This is a genomic window from Mangrovibacillus sp. Mu-81 (assembly GCF_036867415.1).
GTDB lineage: Bacteria > Bacillota > Bacilli > Bacillales > Bacillaceae_B > Rossellomorea.
The window spans coordinates 288,247-305,513 of record NZ_JBAJHU010000001.1 but is presented as its reverse complement, the minus strand read 5'-3'; the positions used below and the strand labels follow the sequence as shown (position 1 = coordinate 305,513).

Annotated in this window: 12 protein-coding genes; 3 read left to right on the top strand and 9 right to left on the bottom strand. The window is 44.4% G+C overall.

The features are described from left to right. Positions 1 to 69 precede the first annotated feature (69 nt). Positions 70 to 1,641 carry a glutathione ABC transporter substrate-binding protein gene (locus V6B33_RS01480; RefSeq protein WP_442915457.1) on the top strand — a complete coding sequence of 524 codons (1,572 nt, stop codon included), beginning with the start codon at positions 70 to 72 and terminating at the stop codon, positions 1,639 to 1,641. 113 nt (positions 1,642 to 1,754) lie between these two features. On the opposite strand, the gene V6B33_RS01475 is transcribed toward V6B33_RS01480, so the two are convergent. The 4 genes from V6B33_RS01475 to V6B33_RS01460 all read right to left on the bottom strand — a co-directional run bounded on the left by V6B33_RS01475 (position 1,755) and on the right by V6B33_RS01460 (position 5,507). Continuing rightward, positions 1,755 to 1,877, bottom strand: a complete 123-nt coding sequence (locus V6B33_RS01475) for a hypothetical protein (RefSeq protein WP_262371810.1) — start codon at positions 1,875 to 1,877, stop codon at positions 1,755 to 1,757. Between the two features lie 166 nt (positions 1,878 to 2,043). Further along, on the bottom strand, positions 2,044 to 3,243 hold the full coding sequence (locus V6B33_RS01470) for an MFS transporter (protein WP_334215965.1): 1,200 nt from the start codon (positions 3,241 to 3,243) through the stop codon (positions 2,044 to 2,046). A gap of 117 nt (positions 3,244 to 3,360) precedes the next feature. After that, complete coding sequence (locus V6B33_RS01465) at positions 3,361 to 4,368, bottom strand: ROK family transcriptional regulator (RefSeq protein WP_334215964.1); 1,008 nt, start codon at positions 4,366 to 4,368, stop codon at positions 3,361 to 3,363. Positions 4,369 to 4,682: 314 nt separating this feature from the next. Next, on the bottom strand, positions 4,683 to 5,507 hold the full coding sequence (locus V6B33_RS01460) for an SDR family oxidoreductase (RefSeq protein ID WP_334215963.1): 825 nt from the start codon (positions 5,505 to 5,507) through the stop codon (positions 4,683 to 4,685). A 335-nt stretch (positions 5,508 to 5,842) separates the two neighbouring features. On the opposite strand from V6B33_RS01460, the gene V6B33_RS01455 reads away from it, so the two are divergent. Further along, positions 5,843 to 7,117, top strand: a complete 1,275-nt coding sequence (locus V6B33_RS01455; protein ID WP_334215962.1) for an MFS transporter — start codon at positions 5,843 to 5,845, stop codon at positions 7,115 to 7,117. 365 nt (positions 7,118 to 7,482) lie between these two features. Here the strand turns inward: V6B33_RS01455 and V6B33_RS01450 are convergent, their stop codons facing one another. The 3 genes from V6B33_RS01450 to V6B33_RS01440 form a co-directional block, all read right to left on the bottom strand. Continuing rightward, a complete protein-coding gene (locus V6B33_RS01450; protein ID WP_334215961.1) occupies positions 7,483 to 11,598 on the bottom strand; it encodes a phosphodiester glycosidase family protein in 4,116 nt (1,371 codons plus the stop codon). A gap of 457 nt (positions 11,599 to 12,055) precedes the next feature. After that, a complete protein-coding gene (locus tag V6B33_RS01445; protein ID WP_334215960.1) occupies positions 12,056 to 13,084 on the bottom strand; it encodes a hypothetical protein in 1,029 nt (342 codons plus the stop codon). Continuing rightward, entirely contained in the window at positions 13,077 to 13,985 is a 909-nt protein-coding gene (locus V6B33_RS01440) for an ABC transporter permease subunit (protein ID WP_334215959.1), read from the bottom strand. Before V6B33_RS01440 ends, V6B33_RS01445 begins: the two co-directional genes overlap by 8 nt. 144 nt (positions 13,986 to 14,129) lie before the next feature. Here V6B33_RS01440 and V6B33_RS01435 point away from each other — a divergent pair, with 144 nt between their 5' ends. Then, on the top strand, positions 14,130 to 14,726 hold the full coding sequence (locus tag V6B33_RS01435) for a hypothetical protein (RefSeq protein WP_334215958.1): 597 nt from the start codon (positions 14,130 to 14,132) through the stop codon (positions 14,724 to 14,726). Positions 14,727 to 14,896: 170 nt separating this feature from the next. Here V6B33_RS01435 and V6B33_RS01430 read toward each other — a convergent pair whose 3' ends face one another. Both V6B33_RS01430 and V6B33_RS01425 read right to left on the bottom strand, forming a co-directional pair. Beyond that, the gene (locus V6B33_RS01430) at positions 14,897 to 15,169 is read right to left on the bottom strand and encodes a hypothetical protein (protein ID WP_334215957.1); all 273 of its coding nucleotides are present in this window, start codon (positions 15,167 to 15,169) and stop codon (positions 14,897 to 14,899) included. A gap of 517 nt (positions 15,170 to 15,686) precedes the next feature. Then, positions 15,687 to 17,183: a PTS transporter subunit EIIC gene (locus tag V6B33_RS01425; protein ID WP_334215956.1), complete on the bottom strand. Its 1,497-nt coding sequence runs from the start codon at positions 17,181 to 17,183 to the stop codon at positions 15,687 to 15,689. Positions 17,184 to 17,267: the final 84 nt, after the last annotated feature.

Sequence of the window (17,267 nt, the reverse complement as noted above, 5' to 3'; positions counted from 1 at the left end):
ATCTTAATTATATATATCTGAAAATTCTTATAATTAAATAAATACAGAAGGGAGGATGTATAGATGAAAATGATTGGTGCCAATGCGAGAAGCAAGTTTGTGATGATGGCAGCGATAATCGTCATGTTAATAATCAGCGGCTGCTCTACCAATATGGGGGCAGGCTCAGGAGAAAAGGCTGATGGACAGGCATCGAAGAAAGAAAACAGCCTGGTGATTGCCCGACTGTCCGATGTGGAGAATCTCGATCATCATTTTATGTCCACAATCAATGCTGCCAGTGTGACACACGGGAAAATTTATGAGGGGCTTGTGGGAAGAGACAAAAACGCGAAAATCAAGCCACTGCTTGCAAAAGAGTGGGAACAACTGGACGATACAACGTGGGAGTTCAAACTGAGAGAAGATGTCTCGTTTCATGACGGGACACCATTTAATGCCGAGGCTGTGAAGAAAACGTTCGACCGTTTAACGAATCCCGATGTGGCTTCGCCTCGAGCCGTTGTCTTCAAAATGGTCAAGGAAGTTAAAATAATCGATGACTATACCGTCCAATTTCTATTATCAGAGCCATTTTCACCCTTATTATCCATCCTTGCGAGTCATGAAGGCGGAATCATCAGTCCAAAGACCATCGAAAAATACGGGAAAGACATTATCCAAGAACCAGTCGGCACAGGTCCATTTGTCTTCAAGTCCTGGGAAACAGGAAAGGAGATCGTCTTTCATAAAAACGATGAGTACTGGGGAGACAAGCCCTCTATAAGTGAAGTTGTCTTCAAAGTGGTGCCAGAAGAAACAACGAGAATTTCAATGCTTGAGACGGGTGAAGCCCATATCGCGGAACCTCTATCTGTAACGATGATGGATTCTGTAAAGGCATCGAAGAACGTGAAAGTATATCGGAGCGAAGGATTTGGTACCGAGTATGTAGGGTTTAACGTACAGAAAGAGCCCTTCAATGATGTACGCGTACGGAAAGCCATTTCCCATGCAGTTGAAATGGATTCTATCATGAAAGGTGTATTTAATAATATAGGAAAGAAAGCGAACTCGTTATTGGGATCTAAGGTGTTTGGCTATCATCCGGATATGAAAGCATATGAATACAATTTAAATGAAGCCAAAAGGTTACTGTCCGAAGCCGGGTATCCTGATGGATTTAAAACCACATTGCTTACAATGGACAGCAAAGAAAGAATCAGTCTCGCTGAGGTGATGCAGTCCCAGCTCAAAGGAATCGGAATCGACTTAGACATACAAGTTCAGGAGTATGGGACCTTTGTAGAGCAAGCCACTAGCGGAAATTCGGAAATGTTCATCATCAGTTGGAGAAATGCCACTGGGGATGCGGACTATAATCAATACAACCTCTTCCACAGCGATTCCCATGGACCTGCTGGAAATACATTTTTCTATAGTAATGATGAGGTCGATCAACTGATCGAAAATGCACGTTCTGAAAAGGATCAAGAGAAACGAATTGAGCTTTATGCTAAATCTCAGGAGCTTGAAATGGAAGACGCAGTCTATATCCCGGTACGTGTGATTGAAAACATGGCGGCCATTCGAAGCAACGTAAAAGATTTTTCCATCAGCCCTGCAGGTTATTTGGAGATTAATGATATTACGCTTCAATAATGATGGGGAGTGTCCATGCCTCTTTGGAGTAACGGAATAATTGCATAAGATCAAAATGAGAAGTTGTTCAACTTCTCATTTTTTTGATCCGGGTTGTTGGAATAAACCATTCTTTACTTATTCTTTCTTTCCTGCGCCTTAATGGCAACCTTTTCAAGTCCGTTTTGAGCAAATTCCACATCGGACTTCGGCATCGCTTTATTATTCTTGAGGTCCTTATTCTTCTGTTTAGACATTCTTTCACCACCCTTTACGTTCTGTTTATATCGTGCGCAGGGAAGCCGGTAAATATGAAGGAATTTGTTTTTTGTCTGGTGATGATTTTTAATAAAAGTCGGGGCCTGATATCCCTGGCACGATCCGTTTTCCCCCTCAAACGAATAGACCGGCTATTATCTCTAATTAATCAAGTACCACTTGCTCCTTCTTCTTCAACAAAGAATTCAACTTCTCTGAACTCAACAACATCGCAGCTGCGATCACGACGGCAAAGACCGGGAAGAGCCCGATGTTTGTCCGAGAGGCGATGAAGCCAAATAGAGGGGGCATAAATGTACTCCCTGTATAGGCGAATGCCATTTGAAAGCCCATGATGCTTTGCGAATGATGTTTACCGAAACGGGCAGGTGTCTCATGCAGCATACATGGGAAAATAGGAGCCAGCCCGAGCCCGACCAGCATAAAGCCGATGAGAGAAAAAACTGTTGGCAGCGGCAGGAACAGCAGGATCGCCCCGCTCAGTGCAATCAGCTGTCCCGACCGGATGAGCAGGAGGCTGCTGACCTTGAACGTGATGAATCCGGTAATGAACCTCCCCACTGTGATACCTCCCCAATACAGGGAAACCCATTGGGCCGCATCAGCTGGGGATACTCCTTTTGCATTCACCAGAAAGCTGCTTCCCCACAGTCCCATGGCGGCTTCGATACTGCAATAAAAGAAGAACGTAAACAGAGCGAGTTTTACACCCTTCACCTGCAGGGGTTTACCTGCTTCCCTTTCCCCAATCGCCTCAGTTTCCTGGTGATTATTCCCCGCGGCCATCTGTCCAGTTTTCACTTTGCTCCATATAGGCAGCGTCACGAGCAGGATGACGGCCAATGTAAACTGGATCCCGGCAATCGCCATGTACCCGCTTCTCCATGAAAAGTCACCTGCAAGGAACTGCGCCATGATGATTGGACCCATGGTAGCTCCGACACCCCAGAAACTGTGCAGCCAGCTCATGTGGTGGGCTTTGTAATGGGCGGCCACATAGTTGTTGAGACCGGAATCTACCGCCCCGGCCCCCAGTCCAAGCGGGACCGCACACACAACCAGCCACGCAACCGACGGCGAAAACTGGAAACCGACCAGCGCAAGGGCCGTCATCAGGCAGCTAAAAAACGTGACTTTCCCCGTGCCGAACCGTTTCAGGATGCTCCCGCTTACTAAACTGGAAATGATCGTCCCCCCTGCGATGGTCATGAACAGCAAACCTGCCGATTCAAGCGGTGCACCAAGGTTCCTCTGCATGACCGGCCAAGCCGCACCCAGGATCGAGTCAGGCAGCCCCAGACTGATAAAAGCCAAATAAATAATAATCAAAAGAAATGTCGTCATCCTTAAACCTCGTTTCTATTGTTCTATTACAAAATTAACATCCAAACTTATTAAACTCCTTTAATAAGTGTACGAAAAAATACTTATTAAATTTCTTTAATAAGTATACAAAAGATCTTAACCTGATGCACCGTCCAACATAAGATCCAGACACAGCTGCTGCAATCCGAATAAATAGTCCTGCTGAAAATCACTCACGGTAAGATCCGGAAGGTGTTCGGAAGGGATAAATGTTGAACTGATGCGGGAGATTTCCTCCAAATCAGCCTGACTCACTTCACCTTCACAGAAAATAAACGTGTGGGGATTGATCATCCCTGTAAATGAAGCGACCAATCGGCTCATGGCATCGACCCTTATGGAGTGAGACTCCTTTTCCATCGCCTGTTGAAAATTCTGCTCACTATAGAGAGGCACAAATGACACCTCACCAGTAAAAAAGCTCCTTCCCCTGACCACGTCCCCATTGATCATAACACCCGCACCAGGTCCGTTTTGACCCGCGTACAAATAAACAAGGGACTGTTTGTGACTTCCGTTATGGTGATAGTAGCCCAGCACAGAGGCATTCATATCATTCTCAACCACCGTACGGATCCCAAAACGCTCCTCACAGTATCCTTTTAAATCGACATCTTGATAGTCATCGTATCCCGGGATATAAAAGATGCGCGAGCCATCGACCGAGCCCGGAACCCCGAGTGCAATCGATCTTATTTTAGGGAATCTCATAATAAGTTGCTCAATGCAATCCGTTAACAGACTCAATCCTCCATCTGCCAGCACACTTCCCATTTTCCCTTTTTCCTTTACTTCTCCCTGACAGTTGAAAATCGTATAATTCGTCTCACTCTTTTCTAAAAAAAGGGCCAACCCGTACATATACTCCGCATTATATGTATACCGTTTTGCTCTTCTTCCCCCACTGGAGCCATCCAATCCGAGCTGAAGGATTTCCCCGTCTTTTTCCATTTCGGTAATAAACTTGCTGATCGTCGGGAAACTGATCCCCAGCGAACGGCTGAGCTCCACTTTCGTAGCGCTGCCGAGATTTAAAAGGGAGGTGCGAATACTGCGCCCGATCACCTTCCCCATCGATTTAGGCGTAGCGATTTGTTTTTTCAAATGAATTTCACCACCTTGTGGATTGATTGTGACTCTACCATATACAATTTCGGGAGGTGTGGCAATAGAGAATGAAAGTCCGGGAATATCTTATACGTAAAATATAGTATGAAACCATTAAGATTTATACTCTATTTTCTGAACAACACTATAAAACTACTTACTCTTACGAAAAAGCACCTGACCTCAAGCCGATTCCTTAAACTCAACATTCAAAGGTTCCTCCAATGACCTCAGCTTAGGATTCACCAAAAAGGTTAAATCGAATATAAGAAAGCCCCCTGTCAAATGACAAGGAGCCCTTCTCAATTATTTTATTCCGTCCCCTTCTTCCACTCATCCTCCTCAATCAGCATCTTACCCGGCCAAGTATAAGCCATAATCCCTCCGTCTGCCTTGATGTCTTCTCCGGTCACATACGCACTGTCATCCGATGCCAGGAACAGGGCGACGGTTGCCATGTCGTGCGGGCTGCCGAGGCGGCCCATCGGGGTGATCCATCTGTTGGCATCCCTGAATTTCTGCCCCATTTCATCCTGCTTGCTTCCTACGAGCTTATCAATGAGCGGGGTTTCAATCGTACCCGGTGACAAGGAGTTCACCCGGATACCGTGGCGAGCGTAATCAATGGCCATCGCCTTCGTGAAATTGATGATGCCGCCTTTTGCCGCGTTATAACCCGAACGGTCAAGGTCGGCTGCATGACCGGACATGGAACCATTATTGATGATGGAACCGCCGTGATCGAGCATCAACGGGATCAGATACTTACTGACGAGGAACGTCCCCCGCAGATCAACTGCAATGATCTTATCAAACAGTTCCACCGGGTATTCATGAACCTTTCCTCCCTGTTCATCCACTCCGGCGTTATTGAACAGGACATCGATCTTCCCGTACGTGTCTTTCACATACTCCGCAAACTTCTTAACACTTTCTTCGCTGGATACATCCAGATGATACGCTTCAGCCGTTCCGCCATCTGACTTGATGTGGTCAGCCGTCTTTTTCGCCTGGACTTCATCCACATCTGCGCAGATGACAGCAGCCCCTTCTTCTGCAAATAGATGAGCAGTGGCTTCCCCGATTCCGGTTGCCGCCCCTGTGATCACGGTGATTTTTTGGTTTAGTCTTCCCATTTTTGAATTAGCCTCCTGTTTTATAAAGTCATATAGAGGATTTATCCAAGTTTGTGAAATAGTAAACATAAAAAATGTTCGGTATACGGTCCCGTTGCGCTTAGAATTCTTAGTGATGTCACAGTCCAAACTTTTATTATAACCTGCAAAAAAAGTGATATAGTTTTAATAGAGTGTTGATTTTTTTCTCAGCCACATTTCATTGATTGGTCTTTTATTTTTGCTGTAATCATGGAAGTTATAGATGAATTTCGCGGTCATGCAATTCACAAAAGATATATTTAATCTTGAACTTTACTATAATAAAAAAATATACATAACAACGGGGTGAAGGGTTGAAACGTCTCCATTATAGTTGGGTTATTTTATTCGTCGCATTTTTTTCGATTCTAATCGCCGGTATAATCCGGTCTTCATCCGGAGTCTTTATCGTTCCATTTGAAGCGGAATTCGGATGGGAACGGTCAACCATCTCATTCGCATTTGCGGTCAGTCTTCTTCTATACGGGATCTCCGGACCGTTTATGGCTGCTTTGATCGAGGTAACGGGCATCAAAAAAATGATGATTTACGCCATGTTGACTTTATTGGGCGGGGTCATGCTCACCTTTTTCATGGAGAAGCCGTGGCAATTGATTGTGATTTGGGGTGTGATTATCGGACTGGGTTCCGGGTTGTTTCTGACAGTACTGAGCCCGTATATCGCCAATACATGGTTTGAAAAAAGAAGGGGACTCGCCCTCGGTATTCTTACAGCCAGTACGGCAACCGGGCAGCTCGTACTTCTCCCTTTACTTGCGATCATCATCGACATGCATTCATGGAAATGGGCGATGGGCCTCATTCTGGTCCTCAGTGTCATCATGCTGGCCATCATCCTCTTATTTATGAAAAGCACACCAAAGGACATAGGACTGCTTCCATATGGGCTCCAGAAGGAACGGAGCGTAAGTGAAAACGTCCAGAAGAAAAATCCGGTCATGATTGCCTTTCAAACCTTATTTGACGTAATCAAGTTCAAAGAATTCTGGCTGCTGGCCACCAGCTTCTTCATCTGCGGGCTTTCGACGAGCGGATTAATCGGGACCCACTTTATTTCTTATTGTATAGGATTCGGATTCACTGCTGTAGCAGCGGCATCCCTGCTTTCGCTGATGGGTGTCTTCGATCTGATCGGAGCCACTCTTTCCGGCTGGCTGACTGACCGGTTTGATAATCGCTGGCTGCTGTTCTGGTATTACGGGTTGAGAGGAGCATCCCTTGTATTCCTCCCATTCGCACTCTCAGAAGGCTCCATGATTCTGCTTATCATTTTCTCCGTATTCTATGGATTGGACTGGATCGCAACCGTCCCTCCAACTGTCAACATTTCAAGGCAAATCTTCGGGATCGAAAAAAGCGGAATCGTCTACGGCTGGATATTCGCATCCCACCAATTAGGTGCAGCCGTGGCAGCAGGCGGAGCAGGAGTCATCTTCAACGTGTTCAACTCCTATTCATTGGCCTTCACGCTGGCGGGGGTATTTTGCATAGTCGCCAGTTTGTTTGTGGTCGTGATTAAGAAACAGCCTGTAGAGGGGCAGGCAGGTCAATCTACGATAGCGCAGTAGGAAGCACGGGGGCGGTTCTTGTACTTCCGAAGATAGAGAAAGGCTCACACTTCTTTAAATATGAACTTTCTATGTTCAAGCTCAACTCTAATGCGCTGCGTTACCTAAGACCATAGAAAAGTCCCCCTGCCAAAAAACAGGGGGCCGTTCAACGATTTTATCTTATATTTATCTACAAGTTAGTGAAAAGTCTTGATTGTTGATGTGAATCTGAACCAAATTCATAAAGATGGAAGTATTGATAATATATTGTCATTATCCCCCGCACTGACCCATGAATTCAGCTGCTTCCCTTTAACAACTGCTATGAGAAAGCTGGTGTCAGGCCCTCCGCTAAATACAGAAGGATACCTGACACCTTCACTTTACTCTTCCTGATAGTTTTCCTTATCATACTCTTCATTCACAACACTAAACTCATCAATCACATCGCCTTCTGATGTTCTCGTGATGAATGTAATGGTTTCCTTATCCACCTTCGCACTCATATAGACTGCAATGTTCTCCATGTTGACGTACTCGAATTTCTCATCTGCCACCGCATCATAGTGCTTTTTACCAGTTGTGCCTGCGACTACATAAACTGTGCCGTTTTCGTGTTCTTTACCTTCTTTCAGTTCCTTCGTTCTTCCGTAGGCATGATCGTGACCGGAGAAGACGATGTCGATTCCCAGTTCATCTGCGACCGGAGGCAGCTTTTCCTTCATGATTTCATTGCCGCCGAATGGGTTGGTGTAGTACGGAGGCTTATGGGTCACGAGAATTTTCCAAGGTTTATCCGAACTCTCCATGTCTTGTTTCAGCCATTCCAGTTGTTGATCAAGCAATTCATTGTCACTTGTAAAGCCAAGCACGCTTATGTGCATGTTATGATAATCAACGGAATACGTACCGCCTTTGTCCACATCCGGACCATTCTGGGGTGATCCCAGAATGGCTTTTGCTGTACTGGCATCACTGTCTCCCATGTATTCATGATTACCAAGGGAAGCGACAAGATTAGTCGTACGGATCTTATCGTATTGATTCATCACTCCCAATAAATCATCCCATTGATTGAATTTAGAAGATTCATCGACGAGGTCACCGACATGGATCATAAATGCCGGATTCTGTCCGTTGATATCCGAAAGAATCTGGTCAAACAGGCTTAAGTCGGATGGTGATTGAGTGTCACCCAGTACCGCGAACTCGAATTGATTTTTTCGTTTCAACGTAGTGAATTCTTGCAAATCACTCCAGGTCTCGCCATTCCCAATCCGGTATACGTAAGTCGTGTCCTGCTTCAGCTTCTTCACTGTGACCTGATTTACCCTTGCGATGCCATTCTTGGTAATATCCAACTCTCCCGAAAACACTTGATTACTCGATGATCCCTTTGCGTTCAGGAGACTCTTTTCACCTTTTTTGTCATAATCCTTCTTTCTTGCATACTGGATGATCGGCGTATCGTCTTTTCCTGACGGGCTGGACATCCAGGTAAACCGTTTCGATTTATACGGGTCATCGGTGGTTGGTGAAATAACATTTTTTATTTCATCCTCACCCACCAAAGCCGGATACGTCTGGGTATCCACCTTGAATGAGTATCTGCCGTCTTTCACGGAAAACAGGCTGACCTTTGTGATGTCATTTGTAATCGAATCGACGACGAGTGTACCGTCATCTTTTGTCTTCCCAAGAAGCTCTTCGTTTCCTTCAATTGATGAAAAAACTTCCGCTCCACTGACAGGATTGCCTTCCTGATTCATCACCTTAAACTGTGCGGCCTCTCCTATTAACAGTGGTTCTGCTTCGACTTTCAACGCTGCCTCTACTTCAACACTCAGAGGTTTCATCGAATAGGTCGGAATGAATATATCTTCCCGTGGTTGAACATAGGTGACTTCTCCCTTGATCAACTCTGCATTCAGTTTGCTGCCTTCTTTTGTAGATTCCGGAATCCTTAATGGAATTGTTGCTGCTTCTGCTGTTTTGCCCGTTTCACCACTGTTCACGAGATGTAGAGTAAGGACTCCCGTTTCATTGTCATAGCTTGATGTACTTCCCGTGAAGCCAGGTGAAAAGATGATGTCTTCCACTGGAAAGTTTTTATCCACTTTCAATGTCAGAATTGATTCAGAGATTTCAGCTGGATTTGTCGCTTTCACAGCCAGTTCAAAGGTATCACCTAAGTATGCATTCTCTTGACCTTGAACGATTTCAAACTTTGCAGATCCTGTGTTCACTGTAAAATATCCTGTTTTAACCGCCTGGTTCCCAAATTTATCAGGTACCATCAACGTAATTTGATGTGTACCATCCGCCCACTTTAATCCGCTCAGCGAGACAGAACCATCCATATCATATGAGAAATGGCCTTCACGCTTGGAATATTCCACGCCGTCCACATACAATTTGATCTTTTCCCAATCAATGCCTGTTTTGAAAGGATCGTCTTCATACTCATGAACGTCAGCCTTTAAATTCACTGAACTCGTTGTATATTCTTTCTGGTCTACACTTATGGATTCAATGACCGGCGGATATAAGTCATCGACTTTTTCTCCGTAAACCGCACGTATATTATCAATAGAAACAGACCCTTTTGTCATAGGTCCTGTGATGCCGGATTTCGTCGACATCATTCTGAAAGCCTGTGTCCCGGATATTTTGAAAGGTCCTGTAAAGGATGCTGGGATCTCGGCTTCGATATATTTCCATCCAACCCAGTCAATCCCCGGTTTCTCAGCAGTCAGGTTAATGGATTGATTCTTATTATTCCCATCCACAATGAGCATCCGGAGCCAGTACCCCTGTGCTTCCGGCGTTGCATATACCCACATCCCGATGCTTTGCGGATCCCCTTCAATCTCGGTATTCACTCCGGGACCGGCATATACTCCAAGGGTCGTCCCTGTCTGGGCATCCGTGAAATCAAAATCAAGCTTTAATGATTGATCCCCGAATCGAACGGCTTCTGGATACTCCGCCAGGCTCAGATGCCCCTTTTCTCCCCGATTCGCCGTTGCTGTCTTCCATGTACCTAAATGGTCTTCGAAGTCAAATAGCACTTGTGGAAGCATTCCTACAGAGATTTTCAACTGAGCTGTCAAATCTGTATCTTTCAGCCGGGCTGTGATGGTACCGCTCACACTTTGGTCACTCGTATGGAGGACACCTTCCTCATCAATCGTGCCCAATCCTTCAGGTATGTCAAACTCAACGTCTTCAAGTTTCCAGTCGACTATCCGTTTTTCAAATTTTGTTTGAAAACCTAACGGAATTTCACTGTTTCTGGCTGCCGTCAGTTCAGGTGAAGAGAAAGAAATTTCATCAGGTGCAGCAATCTCAATGATGCTTTTCCCAACCTCTTTTCCCTGATGGTTCAACAGCACGTGGAATTGACCTGTTTTCCCATTGGATTGAAACACCCCCTTTTCATCTATGGTACCGAATGACGGATCGGATAACTCCCATGTCAGATCAGCGCCTGGAAGCGGGGCTGAAGCCATGGCCTTATCTCTGCCTTTAGCACCGAAATCGACCGTGGATCCCGGAGTGAAGGATTGATCATAAGGGTAGACATACGCAGAGTGAAAGATGTGATCGGAAGGCTCTTCTGAGACGACAAGCCATGAGTTGGCCACACTCCTCTCCCCGCGATCAGAAGGCATATTATCAATCTCGAGCTCGTCCCCTCCCAGTGTACGGGTTGTAAACGTGGACGATCCGCCGCCATCCAGGTTAAGAGCCGACACCGCTCCTAAATCAATCATCAATTGTGCTAAATCAGGCATGGAAATCCCGCTTGAATAAGGCTCCTGCCTGCCGTCGATCACCGTAAAGAATACAGTTCCATCCGCTTTGATACCGACAGCCGTGCGAGGCTCCCTATCAGCTCCCGTTTTAGGAGTCTGGTAGACTTGGCTGTCCTTTACGAGAATCGCATTCCCACCAAGGGCTTCTTGCAGCTGATCCTTGACCACATCATACTCAGCTGTACTTCCAATGACTGCCTCACCGGACTCTTTGATACCAAAGAAACCCCATCCTTCTCTAAGTTGATCTTTAATCCCGACTCCATCTTTAAACACAATTCCGTTGGGTTCCCCTGTTGCCATATTATAAAAATCAGCGTTTACAGCAGCCACTACCTTATGGTTTTCTCCATCAGCGGCACTTGCTTGCTGCCTGACTGGCTGCAGGCCGTATTCTACACCGTCATTCGGTGTTCCCGCTTCAATCGATACACTCGGATTCTGAACATCTACCTCCACTACAAAACTCTCAATCTTCTTTCCATCACTTCCCTCAAAGCTGTAATGCTTCTCCATAACACCCGGAGCAAGATCTGCCCGGTATTGATTAATCGGTGTTTGTACTACGCTGGAATCTAAATCGAAATCACCCAAGGCCCCTGCAACATTGGGCAAAACCACGCTGCCTGCAACTGCAAATGACAGGACAACAGGCAATACCCTTTTCAAGCATTTCCTCATCACTTAACCTCCTATAGTCACTTTCCAAATTTTGATTAAATCCATCAATAAATGACACTTCCATCATAATGGAAATATATTAATAGAATGTTATTTTTTCGTAAAATTCAGAAAAAGAGGTAATAGTGCCTATCGTTTCAATCCTAGCAGTGATAGTAGAGTGGATTATCCCCTATTACAAATGGTTTATCTTGCAAAGACTGAGTATATTTTTTAACCTGATTTTTTGAAACTCCTACCCCTTGTTTGTGGTCGTGATTAGGAAGCAGCCTGTTGAGGGGCAGGTCATTCTACGATAGCGAAGTAGGTGGATTGATCGGGACTGCATTCATTTTCTTATAAAAAACAGGCCGGAATGTAAGAGCATTTCGGCCTGTTTGATCATTAATGATGAAGTATTTAATTAAAAACGGGACAATGTACCTGTCCCCTCGTCCCGCTCCATTAACCATTTGTCCTACCCGCTCTTCTCTTCAAAACTAACGAAATCAAAGCTCCCTTGACTTGACAAAGGAGTGTCCACAAACTCCTCATAGTCTTCAGATTTTCCACTTCCCTTCACCTGCCCGGAATTAAGAAGCAGAACTTTCAAATTGGAGCTGATTGTATTGACGAGAAAGATAAGGGTTGCAAAGAATACGAGTGGTGCGACAACGAGCCACGGATTTACAAAGATTTGGGTGAGATTGATACTGATCATAGCTGCCCATTCATTTGAGACCGTGAAGTATTCGGGATCTGTTCCCCCAATTCCAAAGTTTATTTTCCTGAGTCCTCCGAGGGTAATATAAATAATCCCCAATTGAATGAGTAATGCGAGTGTTTGAGATATCTGTTCCGAGAATAGGACCACCGAATGGCGGCGAAACTGCGGCCAAAGATGTGTGGTGATGAGGTGTTTCTTCGTCCCCCCCATCGTCCTCGAAGCCTCGATGAATTCGTTTCTCATGAAAATCTTCATCTCTTCGCCAATATAAATGCCCAGTGAAGGGACAACCACGATGGAGATCGCCAGCATTTGAATGATCAGGTAGTTTGTTGAGCCCAATGCATTAGTTTGAAATGCTTTATCTACATAGAAAAGAAGAGCATACACGATGATAACAAGCGGGATAAATTGAAAGACTTCAGCCAGCGCCTTTACGTGCTTCACCACTCTCCGGGACAGAAACGTATAAAAGAGCCCGAACAAGAATCCGATTACCATTCTCATAAATGCGATGCCTATGGCCGCCAAAATCGTATATTTTGCTCCCGCAATCAGTAACACCGCCACATTCCTGCCCATCTTATCACTGCCCATCGGGGGCATTTCGCCAGGAGTATACGGGGGTGCAGCAATGATATCCCCACTGGAATCTTTCAAATAACTCGATGTCTCACGATCATATTCAGGGTAGATATACGGCAGAATGAAACTGGATGCCAATAGAATGGCGATGAAGATCAAGGGAACCATCACCCCCAGCTTAGCCCGTCTAGTCAATCGTGATCCCCTCCTTCAACCACAACTTTAAACAAAGAGAACCAATTGAGTAGATCAAGAAAAATGGCAGAACGATGAATAACATCCCCAGTAGAAACGCAGGCGGTGATGTTGTAGACGCCAGCAGCAGTGCTTTCATGAATCCATTGATATTAAACAGCAGTTCAATGATCAGCAAATTGGACAACATGAGTAAAAAGACAGGCTTTGAATGATAGAAGAAATGAATCCAGACGTTACGGAAAAGATGAACCCAAAGCGTGTAGTACCTTGAAAATCCTTTCGAATAGGAAAATTCTATATACGGCTTCACCTCTTCCTCTTTCAACTGAAAAAGGAAGTTCTTAATTAAATATGTAACGGGTAAAACGGCCAGGCACACAACCGGGAGAACATAAATCCGTTCCTCACCAAGAGTATAAATATCAAATAAGAGATAACCCGTTTTCTTAAACAACCAGATGATAAAGAGTTGAAGCAGTACTACAATAAACACATCAGGCAGCGCGTCAAGTAAATCGAGGAATCTATTCACAAACTGGTTAACCTTCTTGGGCAGCAGCATAAATAAATAGCTAAAAACAATGGATACAAAGATTGCGAGTACAAATGCCAACAACAGTATAGAAAAGGAATAGAAATAGGAATCAGCAAACACATCTGTTAAGGGATAATATTTCCCGCTTTCCTCCCACCTTAATTGGATAGAGGTGACATCAAACATTTGCTGAAAAGTAGATGTCAATGTTAATAGATAATGATCAAGGTGAATAACTAGTTCATGATCATACTGAAGAAGGGAATTCACACCACTTATGAAAAAGAAGCCGAGGAATACCAGTACTGTATAGATACACCCGTTTTTTATTATTTTCATCATTTTTAATAGTGCAGCTGGCACAAAAGGACCCCCATCCTATTTTTCTGAATATTATTGACAATTCAATAAGACAATAATACCATTAAATTGTAAAAATGGAAAATTCATGAGTGCAGATGTCGAACTATCATGTAAAATACGAATTCTAAAAGGGGACGTACGTTGATGGCTCAAAAGAAAATCATTATATTTTTATTGATTCCACTCCTTTTGCTGTTATGCGGCTGTAGAGTAGTATTGTTTGAGGATATGATCAAGGAAACGATCACCAGTAAGAAAGTGCAGCTTGAATCTAATGTGTTTATCAAAAAAAAGAAACTCACAGTCAGACACGTAACGACTTTCCCCCCTGGAAGCATTTTCAATTTTGAACTAAGACCCTACCCAGAAGACACACTATTAAAGAAGATATTCAACTATGACCTTGATGCCCCCAAAGAAAGTGTATTATCAAAAGAAATTATTGTGAATGATGATGGAACACTGGATGCAAGTATACTAGACAGACCTGATCTAATGAAAAGGTATCTGTTACAAATAACGTTTTCTCCACAACTTCAGGAAGATTCAGTAAAGGAGATATTCGGTAATACAGGAGAAGGATTATCAAAAGGAGACGGTGTAGAAGCACTTGAAGACGGTTCATACGTTTATAGGAAATACATAAATATCATGAACTATGAAGATCCAGACGGCATTGGCGGTCCTTTGGAGTTCCTTTCAAAAGCAGAAATCGAGGAAATGTTTCATAAGGAACAATAACGAAGGAGAGGACCTAAAAGAGCAAACAATAAGCTCTTTTAGATTGTACTGCCAGACTCGATTAATATGAACGTTGGCGGTTCTTGTACTTACCATGCAAGAGGAATCTTTAGCCTTCTTAAATAATAATCTTCTATGATTTAGACTCAACTGACTATTGTGAAGGGATACTATTCTCCACTATCATTCCCTCCCCCACCGCTATCTCCGTCATCCAAACCGTCACTTTCCCCATCATTATCGTTATCATCGAAGAAATCGTTAATATAATTAATTACGGTTTTTTTCTGACTTTCATCATTATTCAAATGATGAGCATTAATAAAGCTCTCTAACGTGTATGTTTGTGTAGCTTGTCGTGTATGCCTTGAAATAAAGTAAAGACAGATAATGATAATAGCGATCACTAGCAATGAAATAAACAGAATGACACTCCTATTCAATGATATCCCACCTTACTTGTCCTTTAATAATGAATATGAGTTTACCTTTATTTAAATAACAGACTTTAACAAAATTGCTGTTCTGTTTAGAAGCACAAATTCTGAATTAAGATTTTCTTTTCGTATAGTAATTCGCACCAATATTAAAAAGCAATTTGGCAAAGTGAATCAAAGAGAAAAATGCTTAGAGACATATGCTCCAAGCATTTTTCATTCCAAGATAAGAACTGGTTAGCGACCTCCAAATCTACAAGTATATCCATAAGGGAAGAAACTCCTCTTATTAAGGAAATAGCCCGAAAAACAGAGTGAATAGAGGAAAAAAATTCCTCTATTTACTCCAATAGCATGAAAAAGAACCATTTTACTTGCCTTAACGGGAAAAACTTCCCTTATTATTAAACCAGAGGGACAGGTACACCGGTCCAAAAGAATGAACCACCGTACCTGTCCCCCTTGGTCCATAGCTGACAAAAAAACGGGGCACCCACCAATCGGGCGCCCCGTTCTCCTTCTATCAAACCGAAACATTCTCAGCCTTCAACTTTTTCTCACCCTTTACACCAGCACCACTCTCAGCACCAGCTTTCCCGTCAGCCGACTTCCCTGCCTTAAAGAAATTACTCTTAAAGAACCCAAACGTCAATCCAACAGTGATCACAAACGTAATCGCCATCCCAGTAAAATAGAACGTCCAGTGTTCCGGATAAACGGAAAGGAAGGATAACATTCCGCCTACCCCGACGGATGTTGCTTTCACACCTTGAGCTGCAAGATAAGCACTACCGACCGCACTTCCGATCATCACGGCGATGAACGGGTAGCGGAATCGGAGGTTGATTCCGTAGATGGCCGGTTCCGTGACTCCGAGCCATGCTGACAAGGTTGCCGTCAAGGACACACCTTTCAATTTCTTGTTCTGCTTAATGATGAAGAACATCGTCAACGCGGCCGCGCCCTGCGCAAGTGTCACCGTTTCCCCGATCGGCCACAGTGTGACGTAGCCGAGCGTTCCGGCCATTTGCAGGTTGACGCCTAAGAAAATGTGGTGCATCCCTGTGATCACAAGCGGTCCGGAGATGAATCCGTACACAGCGCCGGCAATGACAGGCGATACTTCAAACAGATACAAGATGCCGTCCGTGATCCAGTTCGAACCTGTCATCGTGACCGGTCCGATGACGCCGAATGTCAACAGTCCCGCGAACACCAATGCAAGCGGTGCCACAAAGATCATCTGTAAATTATCCGTAATGACCCGCTTCAATTTCTTTTCAGACCAGGTCAAGATCCATGTTGCAAAAATGACCGGAAGCACCTGTCCCTGATAGCCGATCTTCGCAATGTCCCATCCGAACAGGTTCCAGTATTCCACATCCCCCGGATTTTCTGCATACGCATAAGCGGACATCAGCGAAGGGTGCACCAATAACAAACCAAGCACGATCCCGAGCAGCGGGCTTCCGCCGAACTTCTTCGCAGCCGACCAGGCAATGAGCACCGGCAGGAATGTAAACGCTGTATTCGCAATTACATTGATGAACTCGGCAAAGCCAGTCCAGCCTGTATGAACATCGAGCAGTGATTTTCCATCGTAAAAGATTCCTGGATTGGCAAGCATGTTGTTCAGACCGAGCAGCAAACCGGCCGCAACGATCGCAGGCAAGATCGGAATGAAGATATCCGCGAGCACCCGTACACCTTTCTGGATGACATTCCCTTTCTCGGCTACTTCCTTCTTCATGTCGTCCTTCGTCACGGCCTCTGCACCGGTCTGCTTGACAAATTCGCTGTAAACCCTTTCAATCATGCCCAGACCGATGATCACCTGAAATTGACCGCCCGCCGAGAACGTTCCTTTCACCAATTCATTTGCTTCAAGAGCCTCTATATCTACTAAACTCTCATCCACCAGCACCAGTCTAAGCCTTGTCACACAATGCGACACACTGCTGACATTCCCGGGACCGCCTATACACTTTATTATGTCAGAAACATTTTCCTTAAAGCCCATTCTCTTGACCTCCTCATTAAATCGCTTTCATAAAATTCCAACTTGTTTAAACAAGTTCGTTATAGTACAGTATAAATTGTTATG

What these genes read in the sequence shown, in the direction of transcription:
- V6B33_RS01480 (WP_442915457.1), top strand. Translation starts at nt 70, where the DNA reads ATGATTGGTGCCAATGCGAGAAGCAAGTTTGTGATGATGGCAGCGATA.
- V6B33_RS01470 (WP_334215965.1), bottom strand. Translation starts at nt 3,243, where the DNA reads ATGACGACATTTCTTTTGATTATTATTTATTTGGCTTTTATCAGTCTG.
- V6B33_RS01460 (WP_334215963.1), bottom strand. Translation starts at nt 5,507, where the DNA reads ATGGGAAGACTAAACCAAAAAATCACCGTGATCACAGGGGCGGCAACC.
- V6B33_RS01475 (WP_262371810.1), bottom strand. Translation starts at nt 1,877, where the DNA reads ATGTCTAAACAGAAGAATAAGGACCTCAAGAATAATAAAGCGATGCCG.
- V6B33_RS01435 (WP_334215958.1), top strand. Translation starts at nt 14,130, where the DNA reads ATGGCTCAAAAGAAAATCATTATATTTTTATTGATTCCACTCCTTTTG.
- V6B33_RS01425 (WP_334215956.1), bottom strand. Translation starts at nt 17,183, where the DNA reads ATGGGCTTTAAGGAAAATGTTTCTGACATAATAAAGTGTATAGGCGGT.
- V6B33_RS01450 (WP_334215961.1), bottom strand. Translation starts at nt 11,598, where the DNA reads ATGAGGAAATGCTTGAAAAGGGTATTGCCTGTTGTCCTGTCATTTGCA.